The organism is Streptomyces poriferorum, assembly GCF_019399235.1.
Classification (GTDB): Bacteria; Actinomycetota; Actinomycetes; order Streptomycetales; family Streptomycetaceae; genus Streptomyces; species Streptomyces poriferorum.
Window position 1 is genome coordinate 1 of record NZ_JAELVH010000152.1, and the last position, 15,915, is coordinate 15,915.

The 15,915-nt window shown below is 70.4% G+C and carries 13 protein-coding genes; 3 read left to right on the forward strand and 10 right to left on the reverse strand.

Going from position 1 to position 15,915, the window contains the following annotated elements:
• The first annotated feature begins 38 nt into the window (after positions 1–38).
• Entirely contained in the window at positions 39–1,457 is a 1,419-nt protein-coding gene (locus JGS39_RS24290) for an AI-2E family transporter (protein WP_219571576.1), read from the forward strand.
• 78 nt (positions 1,458–1,535) lie between these two features.
• On the opposite strand, the gene JGS39_RS24295 is transcribed toward JGS39_RS24290, so the two are convergent.
• Together JGS39_RS24295 and JGS39_RS24300 are read right to left on the reverse strand one after the other, a co-directional pair.
• Complete coding sequence (locus JGS39_RS24295; RefSeq protein ID WP_018550318.1) at positions 1,536–2,069, reverse strand: alkyl hydroperoxide reductase; 534 nt, start codon at positions 2,067–2,069, stop codon at positions 1,536–1,538.
• 12 nt (positions 2,070–2,081) lie between these two features.
• On the reverse strand, positions 2,082–2,636 hold the full coding sequence (locus JGS39_RS24300) for a peroxiredoxin (protein ID WP_219571577.1): 555 nt from the start codon (positions 2,634–2,636) through the stop codon (positions 2,082–2,084).
• A 132-nt stretch (positions 2,637–2,768) separates the two neighbouring features.
• Here JGS39_RS24300 and JGS39_RS24305 point away from each other — a divergent pair, with 132 nt between their 5' ends.
• Complete coding sequence (locus JGS39_RS24305) at positions 2,769–3,734, forward strand: hydrogen peroxide-inducible genes activator (RefSeq protein WP_219571578.1); 966 nt, start codon at positions 2,769–2,771, stop codon at positions 3,732–3,734.
• Positions 3,735–3,763: 29 nt separating this feature from the next.
• Here JGS39_RS24305 and JGS39_RS24310 read toward each other — a convergent pair whose 3' ends face one another.
• From JGS39_RS24310 to JGS39_RS24330, 5 genes are all read right to left on the reverse strand, one after another.
• Positions 3,764–6,160, reverse strand: a complete 2,397-nt coding sequence (locus JGS39_RS24310) for an ABC transporter permease (protein ID WP_219571579.1) — start codon at positions 6,158–6,160, stop codon at positions 3,764–3,766.
• On the reverse strand, positions 6,157–6,843 hold the full coding sequence (locus JGS39_RS24315; protein ID WP_219571580.1) for an ABC transporter ATP-binding protein: 687 nt from the start codon (positions 6,841–6,843) through the stop codon (positions 6,157–6,159). The genes JGS39_RS24310 and JGS39_RS24315 overlap by 4 nt, the downstream gene beginning before the upstream one ends.
• Positions 6,840–7,364 carry a PadR family transcriptional regulator gene (locus JGS39_RS24320; RefSeq protein WP_219571581.1) on the reverse strand — a complete coding sequence of 175 codons (525 nt, stop codon included), beginning with the start codon at positions 7,362–7,364 and terminating at the stop codon, positions 6,840–6,842. The genes JGS39_RS24315 and JGS39_RS24320 overlap by 4 nt, the downstream gene beginning before the upstream one ends.
• 83 nt (positions 7,365–7,447) lie before the next feature.
• Positions 7,448–7,705 (reverse strand): type II toxin-antitoxin system antitoxin, encoded by a 258-nt coding sequence (locus JGS39_RS24325; protein ID WP_219571582.1) that lies wholly within the window; start codon positions 7,703–7,705, stop codon positions 7,448–7,450.
• Entirely contained in the window at positions 7,702–8,673 is a 972-nt protein-coding gene (locus JGS39_RS24330) for an SPFH domain-containing protein (protein ID WP_219571583.1), read from the reverse strand. The genes JGS39_RS24325 and JGS39_RS24330 overlap by 4 nt, the downstream gene beginning before the upstream one ends.
• Before the next feature lie 232 nt (positions 8,674–8,905).
• Between JGS39_RS24330 and JGS39_RS24335 the strand changes: the two genes are divergently transcribed.
• Positions 8,906–11,206, forward strand: a complete 2,301-nt coding sequence (locus JGS39_RS24335) for a transglycosylase domain-containing protein (RefSeq protein ID WP_219571584.1) — start codon at positions 8,906–8,908, stop codon at positions 11,204–11,206.
• Between the two features lie 90 nt (positions 11,207–11,296).
• On the opposite strand, the gene JGS39_RS24340 is transcribed toward JGS39_RS24335, so the two are convergent.
• The 3 genes from JGS39_RS24340 to fomD all read right to left on the reverse strand — a co-directional run bounded on the left by JGS39_RS24340 (position 11,297) and on the right by fomD (position 15,903).
• Positions 11,297–12,766 carry a catalase gene (locus tag JGS39_RS24340; RefSeq protein ID WP_219571585.1) on the reverse strand — a complete coding sequence of 490 codons (1,470 nt, stop codon included), beginning with the start codon at positions 12,764–12,766 and terminating at the stop codon, positions 11,297–11,299.
• A gap of 124 nt (positions 12,767–12,890) precedes the next feature.
• Complete coding sequence (locus JGS39_RS24345) at positions 12,891–14,789, reverse strand: SpoIIE family protein phosphatase (protein WP_219571586.1); 1,899 nt, start codon at positions 14,787–14,789, stop codon at positions 12,891–12,893.
• 394 nt (positions 14,790–15,183) lie between these two features.
• Positions 15,184–15,903, reverse strand: a complete 720-nt coding sequence (fomD, locus tag JGS39_RS24350) for a cytidylyl-2-hydroxypropylphosphonate hydrolase (RefSeq protein ID WP_219571587.1) — start codon at positions 15,901–15,903, stop codon at positions 15,184–15,186.
• Positions 15,904–15,915: the final 12 nt, after the last annotated feature.

Below are 15,915 nucleotides of genomic sequence, written 5' to 3' on the forward strand. Positions count from 1 at the left end.
GAGCGGTGGGGAGAGCGGACGGGGGTAGAGGAAGCGTTATGTCGAAACTGCCGGGGTGGCTCGGACAACTGGGTGGCGAACTGACCAGGCTGGGAGAGCGCCTGGACGAACGGCGGGCCGAATCGGCGGCCGAGGACGACGCCGCCGTGCACGAGGGGACGCCGGTGCGGGCGAGGGCCGGCGAGCGTTCTTCCGAGACCGCTGCCGAGCACGTGCCGCCGCCGCCCGCGTACGCCCCCTCCGTGTCCGCCCGCCCGGATCCGGTCGCGGCCATCCCCTGGGGGATGCGGGTCGCGGCCGAGGCGGGCTGGCGGCTGCTGGTGCTCGCCGGGACCCTGTGGGTTCTCATGCGGGTCATCAGCGCGGTCCAGTTGGTGGTGCTGGCGTTCGTCGCCGCGCTGCTCGTTACCGCGATGCTGCAGCCCACCGTCGCCCGGCTGAGGCGCTACGGGCTCCCGCGCGGGCTGGCGACCGCCGTCACGGCGGTCCTGGGCTTCGTCATCATGGGCCTGGTCGGCTGGTTCGTGGTGTGGCAGGTCATGGACAACCTCGACACCCTCTCCGACAAGGTGCGGACGGGGATCGACGACCTGAAGAACTGGCTGCTGGACAGCCCGTTCCATGTGACCGACAAGCAGATCAACGACATAGCGAAGAACCTCAGCGACACCGTCGGCACCAACACGGAGGCGATCACCTCCGCCGGACTGCAGGGCGTCACCGTGATGGTGGAGCTCCTCACCGGGATGCTGCTGGCGATGTTCTCCACGCTCTTCCTGCTGTACGACGGCAAGCGCATCTGGCACTGGGTGCTCAAGCTCGTGCCCGCCCAGGCCCGGCCGGGTGTGGCAGGCGCCGGCCCGCGTGCCTGGCGGACGCTGACCGCCTATGTGCGCGGCACGGTGATAGTCGCCCTGATCGACGCCATCTTCATCGGCCTCGGGATCTTCTTCCTCGATGTGCCGATGGCCGTTCCGCTGGCCGTCTTCATCTTCCTGTTCGCCTTCATCCCGCTCGTCGGGGCCGTGGTCTCCGGGGCGCTGGCGGTGGTCGTCGCGCTCGTCACCCAAGGCGTGTTCACGGCACTGCTGGTGCTGGCCGTAGTCCTCGCGGTCCAGCAGATCGAGGGCCACATCCTGCAGCCGTTCATCCTGGGCCGCGCGGTGCGGGTGCATCCGCTGGCCGTGGTGCTCTCGGTCGCCGCGGGCGGCATGATCGCCGGCATCGGGGGCGCCGTCGTCGCGGTTCCGCTGGTCGCGGTGACCAACACGGTGGTCGGTTATCTGCGGACGTACGGGCAGGAGGAGTCCCGCCGTCACTCGCCGCCCCCGCACGGCTCGACGTCACTGGACGCGGCGCCCGGGCCGGCCCCCGGCTCGCCGCCGGAGGAATCCGACGAAGGCAGTGACGAGGAACCGGCGCCGGACACGGACACGGCCGGCCCGAAGACGTCCTGAGCCGGTACCAGGGCGGAGACATAAGAAGGGCCCCCTGGACGGTCGGTCGTCCTGGGGGCCCTTCTCGTACGAGGGGTACTACTCGGCGAGGACGGCCTCGGCTTCGAGGGTCACGCCGACCGCCTGGATCACCGAGGCGATCTTGACGGCTTCCTGAATGGTCTCACGGTCCACGCCGGCCTTGCGCAGCACCTGCTCGTGGGAGTCCAGGCACTGGCCGCAGCCGTTGATCGCGGAGACGGCGAGCGACCACAGCTCGAAGTCGACCTTCTCCACGCCGGGCTTGCCGATCACGTTCATCCGCAGGCCGGCCCGGAGGTTGCCGTACTCGGGGTCCGACAGCAGGTGCCGGGTCCGGTAGAACACGTTGTTCATCGCCATGATGGCGGCGGCCGACTTCGCGGCGGTGTACGCCTCCGCGGAGAGATTGGCCTTCGCCTCCGGCTCCAGCTCGCGCAGCACCTTCGGCGAGCGCGAGGCGATCGCGCAGGCGAGGACGGTGCCCCACAGCTGCTGCTGCGGGAGCTCGCTGTTGCCGATGACCGAGCCGAGGTTCAGCTTCAGGTCCTTGGCGAAGTCCGGAACGGCGGCCTTCAGTTCGTCGAGTGCCATGTCGCTGTCAGCTCACTCGCCCGAGAGGAGCGCGACCGGGTCCAGGGTGTTCTCGCCCTTGGTCCAGTTGCAGGGGCACAGCTCGTCGGTCTGCAGGGCGTCGAGGACCCGCAGGACCTCCTTGGGGTTACGGCCCACGGAACCGGCGGTCACCATCGTGAACTGGATCTCGTTGTTCTGGTCGACGATGAAGACGGCGCGCTGGGCGAAGCCGTCCTCGCCCTCGATGCCGAGGTCACGCATGAGCTCGTGCTTCGAGTCGGCCAGCATCGGGAAGGGCAGGTCGGTCAGGTCCGGGTGGTCCTTGCGCCAGGCGTGGTGCACGAACTCGGAGTCACCGGAGAAGCCGAGGACCTGCGCGTCACGGTCGGCGAACTCCTCGTTCAGCTTGCCGAACGCGGCGATCTCGGTGGGGCAGACGAAGGTGAAGTCCTTGGGCCACGCGAAAACGACCTTCCACTGACCCTCGTAGGTCTTGTGGTTGATCTGCTCGAACTCCTTGCCGCTCTCCAGCGAAACACAAGCGGTCAGGTCGAACTCGGGGAACTTGTCACCGACAGTGAGCACGCGCTCTCCTTGCAGCGTAGGAATTCCCTTTTTGGGGGAGTTCCTGAGGGTTGGACGATGTCCACCTTGGCACACAGTGCATTGATCGCGGAAATAGCTACACTCGGTCGTGATGATCGGAGGTGCCTATCAGTGGCCCAGAGTAATCAGGGCATCAGGCCCAAACAGCCCAGCCTCTCGCAGCTGCGCGCCTTCGCGGCCGTGGCGGAGTATCTGCACTTCCGGGACGCGGCGGCAGCAATCGGGATGAGTCAGCCCGCACTCTCCGGAGCCGTGTCCGCGCTGGAGGAGGCACTGGGTGTCCAGCTCATCGAGCGTACGACGCGCAAGGTACTGCTCTCGCCCGCGGGGGAGCGGCTCGCGGTGCGGGCGCGGGTCGTCCTGCACGCCGTGGGGGAGCTGATGGAGGAGGCCGAGGCGGTCCGCGCGCCCTTCACCGGGGTGCTGCGGCTCGGGGTGATCCCGACCGTCGCTCCGTACCTGCTGCCGACCGTGCTGCGGCTGGTCCACGACCGCTACCCGGAGCTCGACCTCCAGGTGCACGAGGAGCAGACCTCCTCGCTGCTGGACGGACTGGCCGCGGGGCGGCTGGACCTGCTGCTGCTCGCCGTTCCGCTCGGGGCGCCGGGTGTGACGGAACTGCCGCTCTTCGACGAGGACTTCGTGCTGGTCATGGAGCGCGACCACTGGCTCGGCGGACGGCAGGACATCCCGCGCGAGGCGCTGCGCGAGCTGCCGCTGCTGCTGCTCGACGAGGGGCACTGCCTGCGCGACCAGGCGCTCGACATCTGCCGTGAGGCGGGGCGTACCGAGGGTGCGCCGGTGACCACGACCGCGGCCGGGCTCTCCACGCTGGTGCAGCTGGTGGCCGGGGGACTCGGGGTGACGCTGCTGCCGCGGACCGCGGTGACCGTCGAGACCGCCCGCAACGAGGCGCTGACCACCGGGTACTTCGCGGAACCGGCCCCCGCGCGGCGGGTGGCGCTGGGGATGCGGACGGGGGCGGCCCGGCACGAGGAGTTCGAGGAGTTCGCGGCGGCGCTGCGCGGGGCGATGGAGGCGCTGCCGGTACGCGTGGCGACGGCCGGCCGGACCTGAACCGCGGTCCGGCCGGCCGTCGGACCGGCCTACTCGCTGCGCAGCCCGTCGGGGCGCATCAGGCGCCACAGCACGGGCAGCGAGAGCAGGGTGACCAGCAGGATGAGCGAGGCGCCCGCACCCGCCAGCGGCAGGAACAGCCACCAGCCGGCCACCGGTTTGCTGACCATCCAGCACAGCGTGGCCCCGAGCGCGAGCCCGCCGGCCACCGCCACGACGAGCCCGATGGCCACCGGGATCGCGGTCTGCCACAGCACGGACCAGCCGAGGGTGACCCGGCGGGTGCCGAAGGCGACCAGGACCGACAGCAGCCGCTTGCGCTCACGCAGTTGCTCCAGCTGGGAGACCAGCATGGACGCGGCGATCAGCAGCAGGGTGGCGGTCGCGCCGACCTGGAGACCGGTCTGGATGCTCGCGTACTGCCGGTCGCGCTCGACCGAGTTGAGGGTGACCAGGCGCATTCCGGGATCGATCCGGGCCGCCGTGTTGCGTACGTACTCGGCGGCGTCCGGAACGTTCTCGTCGATGCGGATCTGCGAGACGGTCTCGGCTCCGGGCAGGGTCCGGGCGTCGATCGCCCCCGGCGTGACCAGGATGCCCGAGTGCTCCTCGCCGTACGGGTCGGTCCGGGCCTCGACGGTCCGGGAGCCGGCCGGCAGCGTCCAGTGCAGCGGTTTGCCGCGGCCGTAGGTGTCGAACTCGATCACCTTGCCCTTGCGGGCGGTCGCGTCGACCCAGCCGGCCTGCCCCTTGTCCTGGGGGTGGGAGACGAAGGTGTCACCGTCCCGGCAGGACGTGATCCGGGCGAGCTCGCGCAGGGTCGCGCAGTCCCCGACGGTGAACGAGGTGGTGGGCTGGATCTCGTCGTCCGTGTACTTTCCCGGCTTGGTCGCGTACGCCTCGACCGTGCCGATGACCTGGGTGACGCCCTTGGTGGCACGGAACTCCTTGATCGTGTGCAGGGCGGCGTCGCCCCGGACGATCTCGGAGTGGCTGTAGAACTGGGCGCGGGACGGGTCCTGGCCGGTGATCCTGTTGAAGTCGTCGTTCATCGCGGCGAACAGCATCTGCAGGGCCACCGCACCGGCCACGGCGACGGTGACGCCGCTGACCGCGCGGGAGGCCGCCCCGCTGCTCAGCTGGAGCCGGCGGGTGGCCAGCTGCCAGGGCACCGGGCCGCCGCGCAGCCGCCCGACGCAGGCCTCGACCAGCCAGGGCAGGAGCAGGGCCAGTCCGACGAGGACGAGTACCGCGCCTCCGGCGACCGGATACGGGTTGACGACGCTGTACTCGTCGATCCTGCCGCCGAGTCCGAAGACCGCGAGCCCGGCGACCGGCAGCAGCAGCCGCCACCAGAGGCGTCGCCCCCGGTCGCGGCCGTTGCGTACGACGCCGAGCGGCTCGATGACCACGGAGCGCATCGCCGCCAGGGTGACGAGCACCGCGGTGAGCGGAACGGCGAGGGCGATCAGGACGCAGAGCCGGGCGTCGGGGGCCAGGTCGGCGGGGAAGGCGCTGACGTCCCAGATCTCGACGAGGCCGGCGAACCGGCGCCCCGTCAGGAACATGGCCAGTCCGATGACGAGGCCGAGCACCGCGCCGAAGAGTGCCTCACCGGCCGCGATCCGGCGGGTCATCCGGATGTCCGTACCGACCAGGCGCAGGGCGGCGAGCCGGCGGTCGCGGCGGTCGCCGCCGAAGCGTACGGCGGTGGCGATGAAGATGGCCACGGGCGCCAGCAGCACCACGCAGACCATGATGGTCAGCACGATGAGCAGCGGTGACAGCGGATCGGTCGGGCCGGGCTTGCCGTATCCGGCGATCCGGTGGCCGCCCGACGCGCTGGTCAGGGTATCGCTGCCGACGTAGAACCAGAGTTCGCCGGGCGAGCGCAGGCCCGCGTCCGAGATCGTGCCGGTCACCTCGTAGGGCAGGCGCTCCCTGAGCAGCTCGTTCCCGGGGGAGTCGAGGATCTTCTTGAGAGCGGGCGAGACCACCATCTCGCCGGGGGCGGGGAAGGAGTCGATGCCCGGGGGGATGACCGGGTGGTCGCCGTCCGCGCGCATCAGGAAGCCCGTGATGGAGCGGTCGTGGTACTCGGTGCTCGCCTCTATGCGCAGGACCGTGCTGTCGGACTTCTTCGCGGAGGCGTCGGGGGATTCCGAGATCTTGCTCTCGGAGCGGGCCTGGTCACGTGCGGACCGCTCGTCGAGCATGTGCGGAACGGAGGCGGCGGTGAGCAGCAGCGCCACGCCCAGGCCGACGCCGACCGCGGTGAGCAGCGTGCGGATCCAGCCCTCGCGGCCGCCGCCGGCGGCGAACCGGATGCCGAGTCCGAGGTCGCGCAGCCAGGCGGCGGCACGTGACGGGGGTTCGGGAGGATGCGCCGGGCCGGCGGGGGTCCGCTTCTGGTCGAGCAGGGTCATACGGCGTGCTCCAGGTCGCGGGCCCGGCCGTCGCGGACGGTGACGTCGCGGTCGGAGTAGGCGGCGACGCGGGCCTCGTGGGTCACGAGTACCACGGCGACGTTGGAGGAACGGGCCGCGTCGGTGAGCAATTGCATGACGCGCTCGCCGTTGAGCGAGTCCAGGGCGCCGGTCGGCTCGTCGGCGAAGATCACCTTCGGGGACGCGGCGAGGGCGCGGGCCACGGCGACGCGCTGGCCCTGGCCTCCGGACACCTCGCCGGGACGCTTGGCGCCGATGTCGTCGACCTCCAGGCGCTCCATCCACTCCAGGGCGATGCGCTCGGCGGCCTTGCGGCGGGTGCCGTTCAGCCGCATCGGCAGGGCGACGTTCTCCACGCAGGTCAGCTCCGGGACGAGCTGGCCGAACTGGAACACGAAGCCGAACTCGCTGCGGCGAAGGGCGCTGCGCTCGGCGTCGGACATCGTGGAGAGCTCGCGTCCGGCGTAGGTGATGCTGCCGGAGTCCGGGGTGATGATGCCGGCGAGGCAGTGCAGCAGGGTGGACTTGCCGGAGCCGGAGGGTCCCATCACGGCGACGACCTCGCCGGGGTGGACGGAGAACGAGGCGCCGTCGAGTGCGGGGGTCGGCCCGTAGGCCTTGCGCAGATCGTGGGCGGCGAGCAGGGAGCCGGCGGGAATCACGGGGCCACCACCTTCGCGAGCTGGCCGAGTCGCGCGGCGGTGAGTTCCAGCCAGCGCAGATCGGCTTCGAGATGGAACAGGGCGTGGTCGCAGATCAGCTGGTCGGCGAGGTCGCCCCGACGCTTGCGGTCGGTGAGGATACGCATCATGCGCAGGTGCTCGGAGCGCTGGGCGTCCAGCACGTCGGCGGCGCTGCGGCCGGTGAGCATGGCCAGGACGACCTTGGTGTACAGGGTCGACTGGAGGTACGGCTCCGGCTTCTCGGGCTGCGTGAGCCAGGTGGCGACGTCGGTGATCCCGGCGTCGGTGATGGCGTAGCGCTTGCGTTCCGGTCCGCCGTCGGTCTCCACGCCGTCGACCTCGACGAGGCCGTTCTTGAGGAGGCGGGACATCGTCGAGTAGACCTGACCGTAGTGCAGGGGACGGTCGTGCCCGAACTTCTCGTCGAAGGTCCGCTTGAGGTCGTAGCCGTGGCGGGGGCCGGACTCCAGGAGCCCGAGCAGGGTGTGGCCGATAGACATACCTAGGACTGTACACGGCGTGTATACCTGGTGTGTATACCGGTCGGCGGGGGCATTGGGTCAGTGGCCGGGGCCGCGGCGGATCACTCCGCCTCCGGCGCCTCCGGTGCCTTCGGGGGGCGCCCGCGGCGCGGGATCGGCGCCGCGCCGCCGGGCAGCCGGCCCGCCTCGGCGAGCGCCCGCCGCAGCAGGAACTCGATCTGCGCGTTCGCGCTGCGCAGCTCGTCCGAGGCCCAGCGTGCCAGCGCGTCGTGCACGGCGGGATCCAGCCGCAGCAGCATCTGCTTGCGCTGCTGCGGCCCGGACTGCGGCGCGCGGCGCCGCGGGGTCTGATCCGTCACTGGTAGAGAGTGCCCGTGTTGAGGACCGGCTGCACCGCGCGGTCGCCGCACAGCACCACCATCAGATTGCTGACCATGGCCGCCTTCCGCTCGGGGTCGAGCTCGACGAGGTCCTGCTCGGTGATCCGGGTCACCGCCATCTCGACCATGCCGACCGCTCCCTCGACGATCAGCTGACGGGCCGCGACCACCGCTCCCGCCTGCTGGCGCTGGAGCATCGCGGAGGCGATCTCGGGGGCGTACGCGAGGTGGCTGAAGCGGGACTCGATGATCCGTACGCCCGCCGCCCGGACCCGTGCCGTGAGTTCCACGGCCAGCTTCTCGGTGATCTCCTCGGCGTTGCCCCGGAGCGAGAGGCCGCCTTCGTCGTGGGCGTCGTACGGGTACTCGATCGCGATGTGCCGCACTGCGGCCTCGGTCTGGGTGGCGACGAACTCCAGGAAGTCGTCGACCTCGAAGAGCGCCTGCGCGGTGTCCTCGACCTTCCAGACGACGATCGCGGCGAGCTCGATCGGGTTGCCGTAGGCGTCGTTGACCTTGAGGACCGCGGTCTCGTGGTTGCGGACCCGGGTGGAGATCTTGCGGCTGGAGGTCAGCGGGTTGATCCACCGCAGCCCGTCGGTGCGGATCGTGCCCACGTAACGGCCGAAGAGCTGGATCACCCGTGCCTCGCCCGGTGCGACCATCTTCACACCGCCCATGCAGAAGAACGAGGTGATGACGAGCAGGACGCCCAGGATGCACAGCGGGATGCCGAGGCCGTTGTTCCCGTTCGATCCGATGACGCCGCCGAGGATGGCGAGGCCGACGCCGACGATCACCCCGATCACCGTCAGCAGGAGGCCGAGGCCGCCGGCGATGCTGTGCGCCCTCGTCTCGCGGACCTGCGGTTCCGGCATGTCCGGCGCGTCCGGAGTGAGGTCGGCCTGCGGTCCGGCCGAGGCGTTCGTGTTGAGCGGTTCAGTCATGGAATCCCCCGTTTCGACTTGCTGGCCACGTGCTAGCAATGTGATTACACATTAACGGTTGTCGCAACCCTGTGCACCCCTCGTGAGTCGGTTCCCATGGGAACGGGTGCTGATTGTCACGTCCGGAAAGTACGGGATCGCTCGCTTTTTGGCCTTGTGGACGGTGTTAGCTGGCTGGTCCGAGCTGGTCCGAGCTGATCCGGTCGAGCAGAGAAACGGGAGCAACACAGCAATGGGTCGAGCGGATGCGCGACGAGCCCAGCGGCGCGGGTCGCGGGGGGCCGGGAGGAGCGGCGGCATACGCGGACTCTTCACGTGGCGGAAACTACTGGGTACGGCCTTCGGCATCTGCCTGCTGGGCATGGGCGCCTTCGCCGTGCTCTACGTGATGGTGAGCGTGCCCGAGGGCAACGCCCAGGCCAAGCTGCAGAGCAACATCTACAAGTACTCCGACGGGACCCTGCTGGCCAGGACGGGTGAGGTCAACCGCGAGATCGTGGACCTCGCGCAGGTGCCCAAGGAGGTCCAGATGACCTTCGTCGCCGCCGAGAACAAGTCCTTCTACCAGGACAAGGGCGTCGACTTCAAAGGCACCGCCCGCGGCCTGCTGAACACCGTTTCCGGCAAGGGCAAGCAGGGTGGCTCGACCATCACCCAGCAGTACGTCAAGAACTACTACCTCGACCAGGACCAGACGGTCACCCGCAAGCTCAAGGAGCTGGTCATCTCGCTGAAGGTGGACCAGAAGCGGAGCAAGCAGGAGATCCTCGCCGGGTACATCAACACCAGCTACTACGGCCGGGGCGCCTACGGCATCCAGGCCGCGGCACAGGCGTACTACGGCAAGGACGCCAAGGACCTGAACGTCGCACAGGGGGCCTACCTCGCCGCCCTGCTCCAGGCACCCAGCCAGTACGACTGGGCCGTCGCCGGCCCGAAGGGGAAGGCGCTCGTCCAGGAGCGCTGGAACTACGTGCTGAACAACATGGTCGAGGAGGAGTGGCTGGACGCGGGCAAGCGCCAGGGCCTGAAGTTCCCGATTCCGCAGGACCCCAAGCCGCTGAACGGGGTCGCGGGACAGAAGGGCTACATCGTCGAGGCGGCCCGCAAGGCGGTGCTGGAGGAGACCGGCCTCAGCAGCGACCAGTTCGACCTCGGCGGCTGGACGATCACCGTCAACATCGACAGGAAGAAGCAGCAGCAGCTGGAGAAGTCGGTCGAGACGAAGCTGATCGACAACCTGGACACGAAGAAGCGCAAGCTCGACCAGGACATCCAGGCCGGCGCCGTCTCGGTGGACCCGAAGACCGGTGCGGTGATCGCGCTGTACGGCGGGCGCGGCCAGAACCAGCACTGGTCGTCGAACGCCGCCCGGACCGACTACCAGCCCGCCTCCACCTTCAAGCCGGTCATTCTCGCGGCGGCCCTCGACGGGGAGTCGGTGACGCAGGACGGCCGGGACATCACCGCCAACACCCGCTACGACGGCACCAGCGAGCGGCCGGTCGTGGGTAGTGACGTCGCCTTCGCACCCGAGAACGAGGACGACGGGAACTACGGTTCGGTCACCGTCCAGACCGCGATGAACAAGTCCATCAACTCCGTCTTCGCACAGATGGGCGTGGACGTGGGCATGGACGAGGTGATGAAGACCGCCGGCAAGCTCGGCATGGATGTGGAGGGTCTGGATGCCGTGCCCGCGCAGACGCTCGGCTCCATGGGCGCGAGCCCGATGGCCATGGCCGGCGTCTACGCCACGCTCGACAACCACGGCAAGAAGGTCACCCCCCAGATCGTGAAGTCGGCCGTGCACCAGGGCGAGGACCCGGTGCAGATGCCCGACGCGATCGGCGGCCAGGTGATCAGCCGCCAGGCCGCGGACTCCGTGACCTCCGTGCTGACCGGAGTGGTCGACGACGGTACGGCCCGTGGCTCGGTGCGCAACGCCGAGGGACTGGCCGACCAGCAGATCGCGGGCAAGACCGGCACCTCCGACTACAACAGGTCGGCCTGGTTCACCGGGTACACGCCCGATCTCGTCACGTCGGTGGGCCTGTTCGGCGAAGCGGCCTTCAACCGCACCGACGACGACGGCAAGAAGGTCCACAAGGGCGACCAGGTGACCCTGAAGGGCGCCGGCGGTGGCGGCCGCGTCAACGGCGGCGCCTTCCCGGCCCAGATCTGGGCGGACTTCACCGCGAAGGCCATGGGCGAACCGAGCGAGTTCGTGCTCGACACCGACATGGGCGCCGCGGTCACCCCGCCGCCGGACACCAGCTCACCCAGCGCGACCACGTCGCCCTCCGACGAGGCCTCGCCCTCCGACGAACCGACTACCCAGGCACCGACGACCACACCGCCCGCCACGACCGAGCCGCCGGAGACCACCCCGCCGGCCACCCCGACCGGTGATCCGACGACGTCCCCGCCCACCGACCCGTCGACCGACCCGGGCCCGTCGGACAGCGCCGGACTGCCGATCGACCCGGGAAGCAACAACCGGCCGGAGAACGACAACGCGCTGACGCGCTGACGCGGCAGGCCGCGGGAACGGGCGGTGTGCGAGGGAGATCCCCCTCGCACACCGCCCGTTCCCGTGCTCGGGGACCGCGGGGCCCGTGACTCAGCCGCCGTTGACCTTCTTCGCCACCCGGTCGCCGAGGTCCTTGTCCACGTTGCGCCAGTACTGCAGCGCCCGGTCCAGGACCGGGCGGCTCACGCCGTCCAGCAGATGGCCGGAAATGTTCGACACCAGCCGTTCGCGTGCCGCGTCGTCCAGGACCGTGCGCACCAGCGTGCCCGCCTGGCCCCAGTCGTCGTCGTCCCGGCGCAGCGTGTACGCCTCGTGCACCATCTCGCCCGCCGTGGCCCAGCCGGCCGGTTCGCCGAAGCGCGCGGTGTCCGCCGCGGGGCCTCCGTACGAGTTCGGGGCGTAGACGGCACCCGTGCGCGACGGCTCGTACCGCATCGGGCCGTCCTTGGAGTACGAGTTGCGCGAGAAGCGGGGCCGGTTCGGCGGGAGCTGCGCGTAGTTCGGGCCGATCCGGTACCGGTGGGTGTCCGGGTACGAGAAGAGCCGGCCCAGCAGCATCTTGTCGGGCGACGGACCGATGCCGGGCACCAGGTTCGACGGCTCGAAGGACGCCTGCTCGATGTGGACGAAGAAGTCCTCGGGGTTCTCGTTCAGCGTCATCCGGCCGACCTCGGTCAGCGGGTAGTCGCCGTGCGGCCACACCTTCGTCAGGTCGAACGGGTTGAACCGGTAGTCCGGGGCGTCGTCGAACGGCATGATCTGGACGGAGAGCGTCCAGCTCGGGTGGTCGCCGCGCTTGATCGACTCGAACAGGTCGCGGCGGTGGACGTCACCGTCCGTGCCGGCCATCGCGTCGGCCTCGTCCTGGGTGTAGAACTCGATGCCCTGGTCGGTCCTGAAGTGGTACTTCACCCAGAACCGCTCGCCACCCGCGTTGACCCACATGTAGGTGTGCGAGCTGAAGCCGTCCATGTTGCGGTACGTCTTCGGGATGCCCCGGTCGCCCATCAGCCACGTCACCTGGTGCGCGGACTCGGGGGACAGGGTCCAGAAGTCCCACTGCATGTCGTGGTCGCGGACCCCGTTGTCGGGCCTGCGCTTCTGCGAGCGGATGAAGTCCTGGAACTTCATCGGGTCCCGTACGAAGAAGACCGGCGTGTTGTTGCCGACCATGTCGTAGTTGCCGTGCTCGGTGTAGAACTTCAGCGCGAAGCCGCGGGGGTCGCGCCAGGTGTCGGGGGAGCCCTGTTCACCGGCGACCGTGGAGAAGCGGGCGAGCATGGCGGTCTGCTTGCCCGGCTGGAAGAGGTCGGCCTTGGTGAACTGACTGACGTCGTTGGTCACCTGGAAGACGCCGTACGCGCCCGAGCCCTTGGCGTGGACCACGCGTTCGGGGACCCGTTCACGGTTGAACTGGGCCATCTTCTCGATGAGGTAGTGGTCCTGGAGCAGGATCGGTCCGTCGGTGCCGACGGTGAGCGAATGTTCGTCGCTCTCCACCGGGATCCCGGCGTTGTTCGTGGTGTAGGGGGCGTTCTTGGTCCTGGGTTCCTCGGTCACGAGCGTCCTCCCGTCGGTGGGGGGTTTCGGTCAGGTCGCTTCGTACACGACTGAAGTCAACTCCGCGGGATGGAGGTCGGCAACATTTGGACACCCTCGGTGACCAGGGCTTCGGCGGCCCCGGTCACTGCCCCCGGGTGGGCATCTCGAACCAGACCACCTTGCCGGTCGACAGCCGCGTCGCGCCCCACCGCCGGGCCAGCCGGTTCACCAGGAACAGACCGCGGCCGCCCTCGTCCATGTCCCGCGCCCGGCGCTGCCGGGGCAGCTGCGGGGCGTCGTCGCCGACCTCGCATCGCAGGATGTCGGTCCGCAGCAGCCGCAGGGTCACCGGCCGCTCCGCATACCGCACGGCGTTGGTCACCACCTCGCTGACCAGGAGCTCCACCGAGTCCGCGATGTCGTCGAGCCCCCACCGGCTGAGCGCCCGGCGGGCCAGCCTGCGGGCCTTGCCCGGGGCGGAGTCCTCCGGCTCCAGGTGCCAGTACGCCACGTCGCTCGGCGCGATCCCGTCGAAGCGGGCGGCGAGCAGCGCGATGTCGTCGTCCCGGTCGCCCGGGCCGAGCATGTCCAGCACGTCGTCGCAGAGGGCCTCCAGCGGCGGCGAGTGGTCCGGGCCGGTCAGCCGGGCCGTGGCGGCGAGCCGCTCGCGCAGCTGCTCGATGCCCGTCCAGACGTCCCGAAGCCGCGACTCGACCAGCCCGTCGGTGTAGAGGAGCAGGGTGGCTCCCGCCGGCGCGTCCAGCTCGACGGCCTCGAAGTCCACTCCGCCGACACCGATCGGGGCGCCCGGCGGCACCTTCAGTACTTCGGCCCGGCCGCCGAGGTGGAGCAGGACGGGCGGCGGGTGGCCGGCGTTGGCGATGGTGATGCGGTGCGCGACCGGGTCGTACACCGCGTAGAGGCAGGTCGCCATGCGGTCGCTGCCGAGCCGCTGGGCCTGCTCGTCGAGGTGGTGCAGGACCTCCTGCGGGGGCAGGTCGAGCCCGGCGAGGGTCTGGGCCGTGGTGCGCAGCTGGCCCATGATCGCCGCGGAGGTCATCGAGTGGCCCATGACGTCGCCGACGACCAGGGCGACCCGGCTGCCGGGCAGCGGGATCGCGTCGTACCAGTCGCCGCCGACCCGGGCGGTCTCGGCGGCGGGGAGGTAGCGGGAAGCGAGCCGGACGCCGGTGGGCTGGGGGAGCGAGTCGGGCAGCATGGTGCGCTGGAGCTCGTCGGCGATGTACGCCTCGCGGCCGTACAGCACGGCCTTGTCGATGCCGAGCGCCGTGTGCGTCGCCAGCTGGGCCGCGACCAGCAGGTCGTTGGCCTCGAAGGGCGGGCGCTCGGTGCCGCGCAGGAACACCGCCGCGCCGATCACCCGGCGCCGGCCGCGCAGCGGGGCCAGGATCGCCCGGTGGCCGGACGGCACCACACGGTCCGCGCCGAGCAGCTCGGGCAGCGCGACCCGGGCCGCGGCGGAGTCGCCGAACACCGGACGAACCCCGCGCAGCACCTCGGCCAGCGCGCCGCCCGCCAGGACCTCGCACAGTTCGGAGGCGGGCGTCAGATCGGCCTGCGGGTCGACGGCGGGCAGCCGCAGCCGCTCGGTGTCCGACAGGTTCTCGGTGTCCTCGTCGCTCAGCCGCAGCCGGTCGGAGCGGCGCAGCCGCAGCACGAACGGGTTGACGGGCCGCTCGTCGCCGACCGGCAGCGGGTCGCGGAGGTAGACGAGTATGGCGTCGGAGAACGTCGGCACACTGGCCCGGCAGAGCCCCAGCACGATCTCGTCCAGGTCTATTCCGCGGGCGATCCGCCGGGTCGCGGCCCCGACGAAGCGCAGCCGGTCGCCCTCACGACGGGATGCTGCCTGCGGGTCGGGGCCGGCCGCGGCCGGGTTCGGGCCCTTGGCCGGTGCCGGGATCGCCGCGGTGGCAGGGGCCGACGCCGACGCGGCGTCGCGCTGCCGCGGCCGGGTACGTTCCTGCGACCGGGCGGCGAGAGGCTGCCGGCCTTCGTGGGAGGTGGGATGCTCCGTCACGCGTGGGGTTCCGTCCGTCCGGGCCGGTTGTATGAGGCAATCACCTCGTGGAGCGCTACTGTGCCCCGGCATGAGCGGCAACCACAACGGCTGACATCTCGTGCCCCGGAACACGGGGCCGAAACCGGATGTCCGCGCGGAGTGTCGGTGACAACGTTTCCGGCGCCGGGGCGGCGGACAGCGAGCATGTCTCCACCCCCTCGTCGTGGCTCATGCGATGCGGACAACTCGTGCGACTCGCACGACTCGTACCACTGATGCGGTTCTTGAAGTGTGCACGTGTGCGATGACTCGGTGACTTACGGTCAGGTCATGTGCCGCGCCCGTTGGTTGGGGCGGAGCCGATCTTCTCGGAACGATCCTACGTTTGCCCCAGTGGGGTGCATCAAGGGTCTCACGACGGCATGGGGGAGGGGGTGCGGTCCCAGTCATCCGGGAGCCGGTCCCAGTCGGCGGGCAGCGCGGGCACCCGCCAGCGCGGGTCGGGCCGCCAGTCCTCCCAGCCGTCCCGGAACGGCGCCCCCCACTCACGGATCACCCCGACGGCCGCGCGCCCGGCCGCCAGCACCTGCCGGGCGGCGTCCGGGCTCATCAGGCCGACCCGCTGGGCCTGGGCGAACTCGTCCTCGTCGCGCCAGAGCCAGCTGTGGTCCGGGTAGACCGAGATGTCGAGGAAGTGGTCCTCGGAGTCGATGCCGCCGGGCCACCGGGTCCGCGGTTCCTCCAGGTTCACGTACCAGCTGCGGAACTGCCAGCCCCGGTCCCAGAACAGCCAGACGGACCACGGTTCGCCGGGCCGGGCCAGCTTCAGCACCCCGTTGCCCAGCCAGGGCGAGCGAGCGGTGGTGCGCGGGGCGGTGTATCGGGTGGCGAGCGGCTCGGCGTGCACGTCGGTGCCGTCGGCCAGCACCGGCTTCACGCACTCGGTGCCGGGGGCGACCCAGACGGCGAGCAGCTCGTCGGTGTCCTGGACGACGGTGACCGGACGGCAGATGTGCACGGGGTTCGGGGTCCGGGCGGGCGCGGGACCGCGTCGCCGCGGTCCGTTGCCACGGTAGCGCCACAGGATCTGATCACCCGGCGCCCAGCGCTCGGTCTCTCCGGTACCTGTCATGGAGAGATCTTA

Excerpts from the sequence above, each read along its gene's own strand:
- JGS39_RS24290 (WP_219571576.1), top strand. The coding sequence starts at position 39 with ATGTCGAAACTGCCGGGGTGGCTCGGACAACTGGGTGGCGAACTGACC.
- JGS39_RS24295 (WP_018550318.1), bottom strand. The coding sequence starts at position 2,069 with ATGGCACTCGACGAACTGAAGGCCGCCGTTCCGGACTTCGCCAAGGAC.
- JGS39_RS24310 (WP_219571579.1), bottom strand. The coding sequence starts at position 6,160 with ATGACCCTGCTCGACCAGAAGCGGACCCCCGCCGGCCCGGCGCATCCT.
- JGS39_RS24320 (WP_219571581.1), bottom strand. The coding sequence starts at position 7,364 with ATGTCTATCGGCCACACCCTGCTCGGGCTCCTGGAGTCCGGCCCCCGC.
- JGS39_RS24330 (WP_219571583.1), bottom strand. The coding sequence starts at position 8,673 with ATGACTGAACCGCTCAACACGAACGCCTCGGCCGGACCGCAGGCCGAC.
- JGS39_RS24335 (WP_219571584.1), top strand. The coding sequence starts at position 8,906 with ATGGGTCGAGCGGATGCGCGACGAGCCCAGCGGCGCGGGTCGCGGGGG.
- fomD (WP_219571587.1), bottom strand. The coding sequence starts at position 15,903 with ATGACAGGTACCGGAGAGACCGAGCGCTGGGCGCCGGGTGATCAGATC.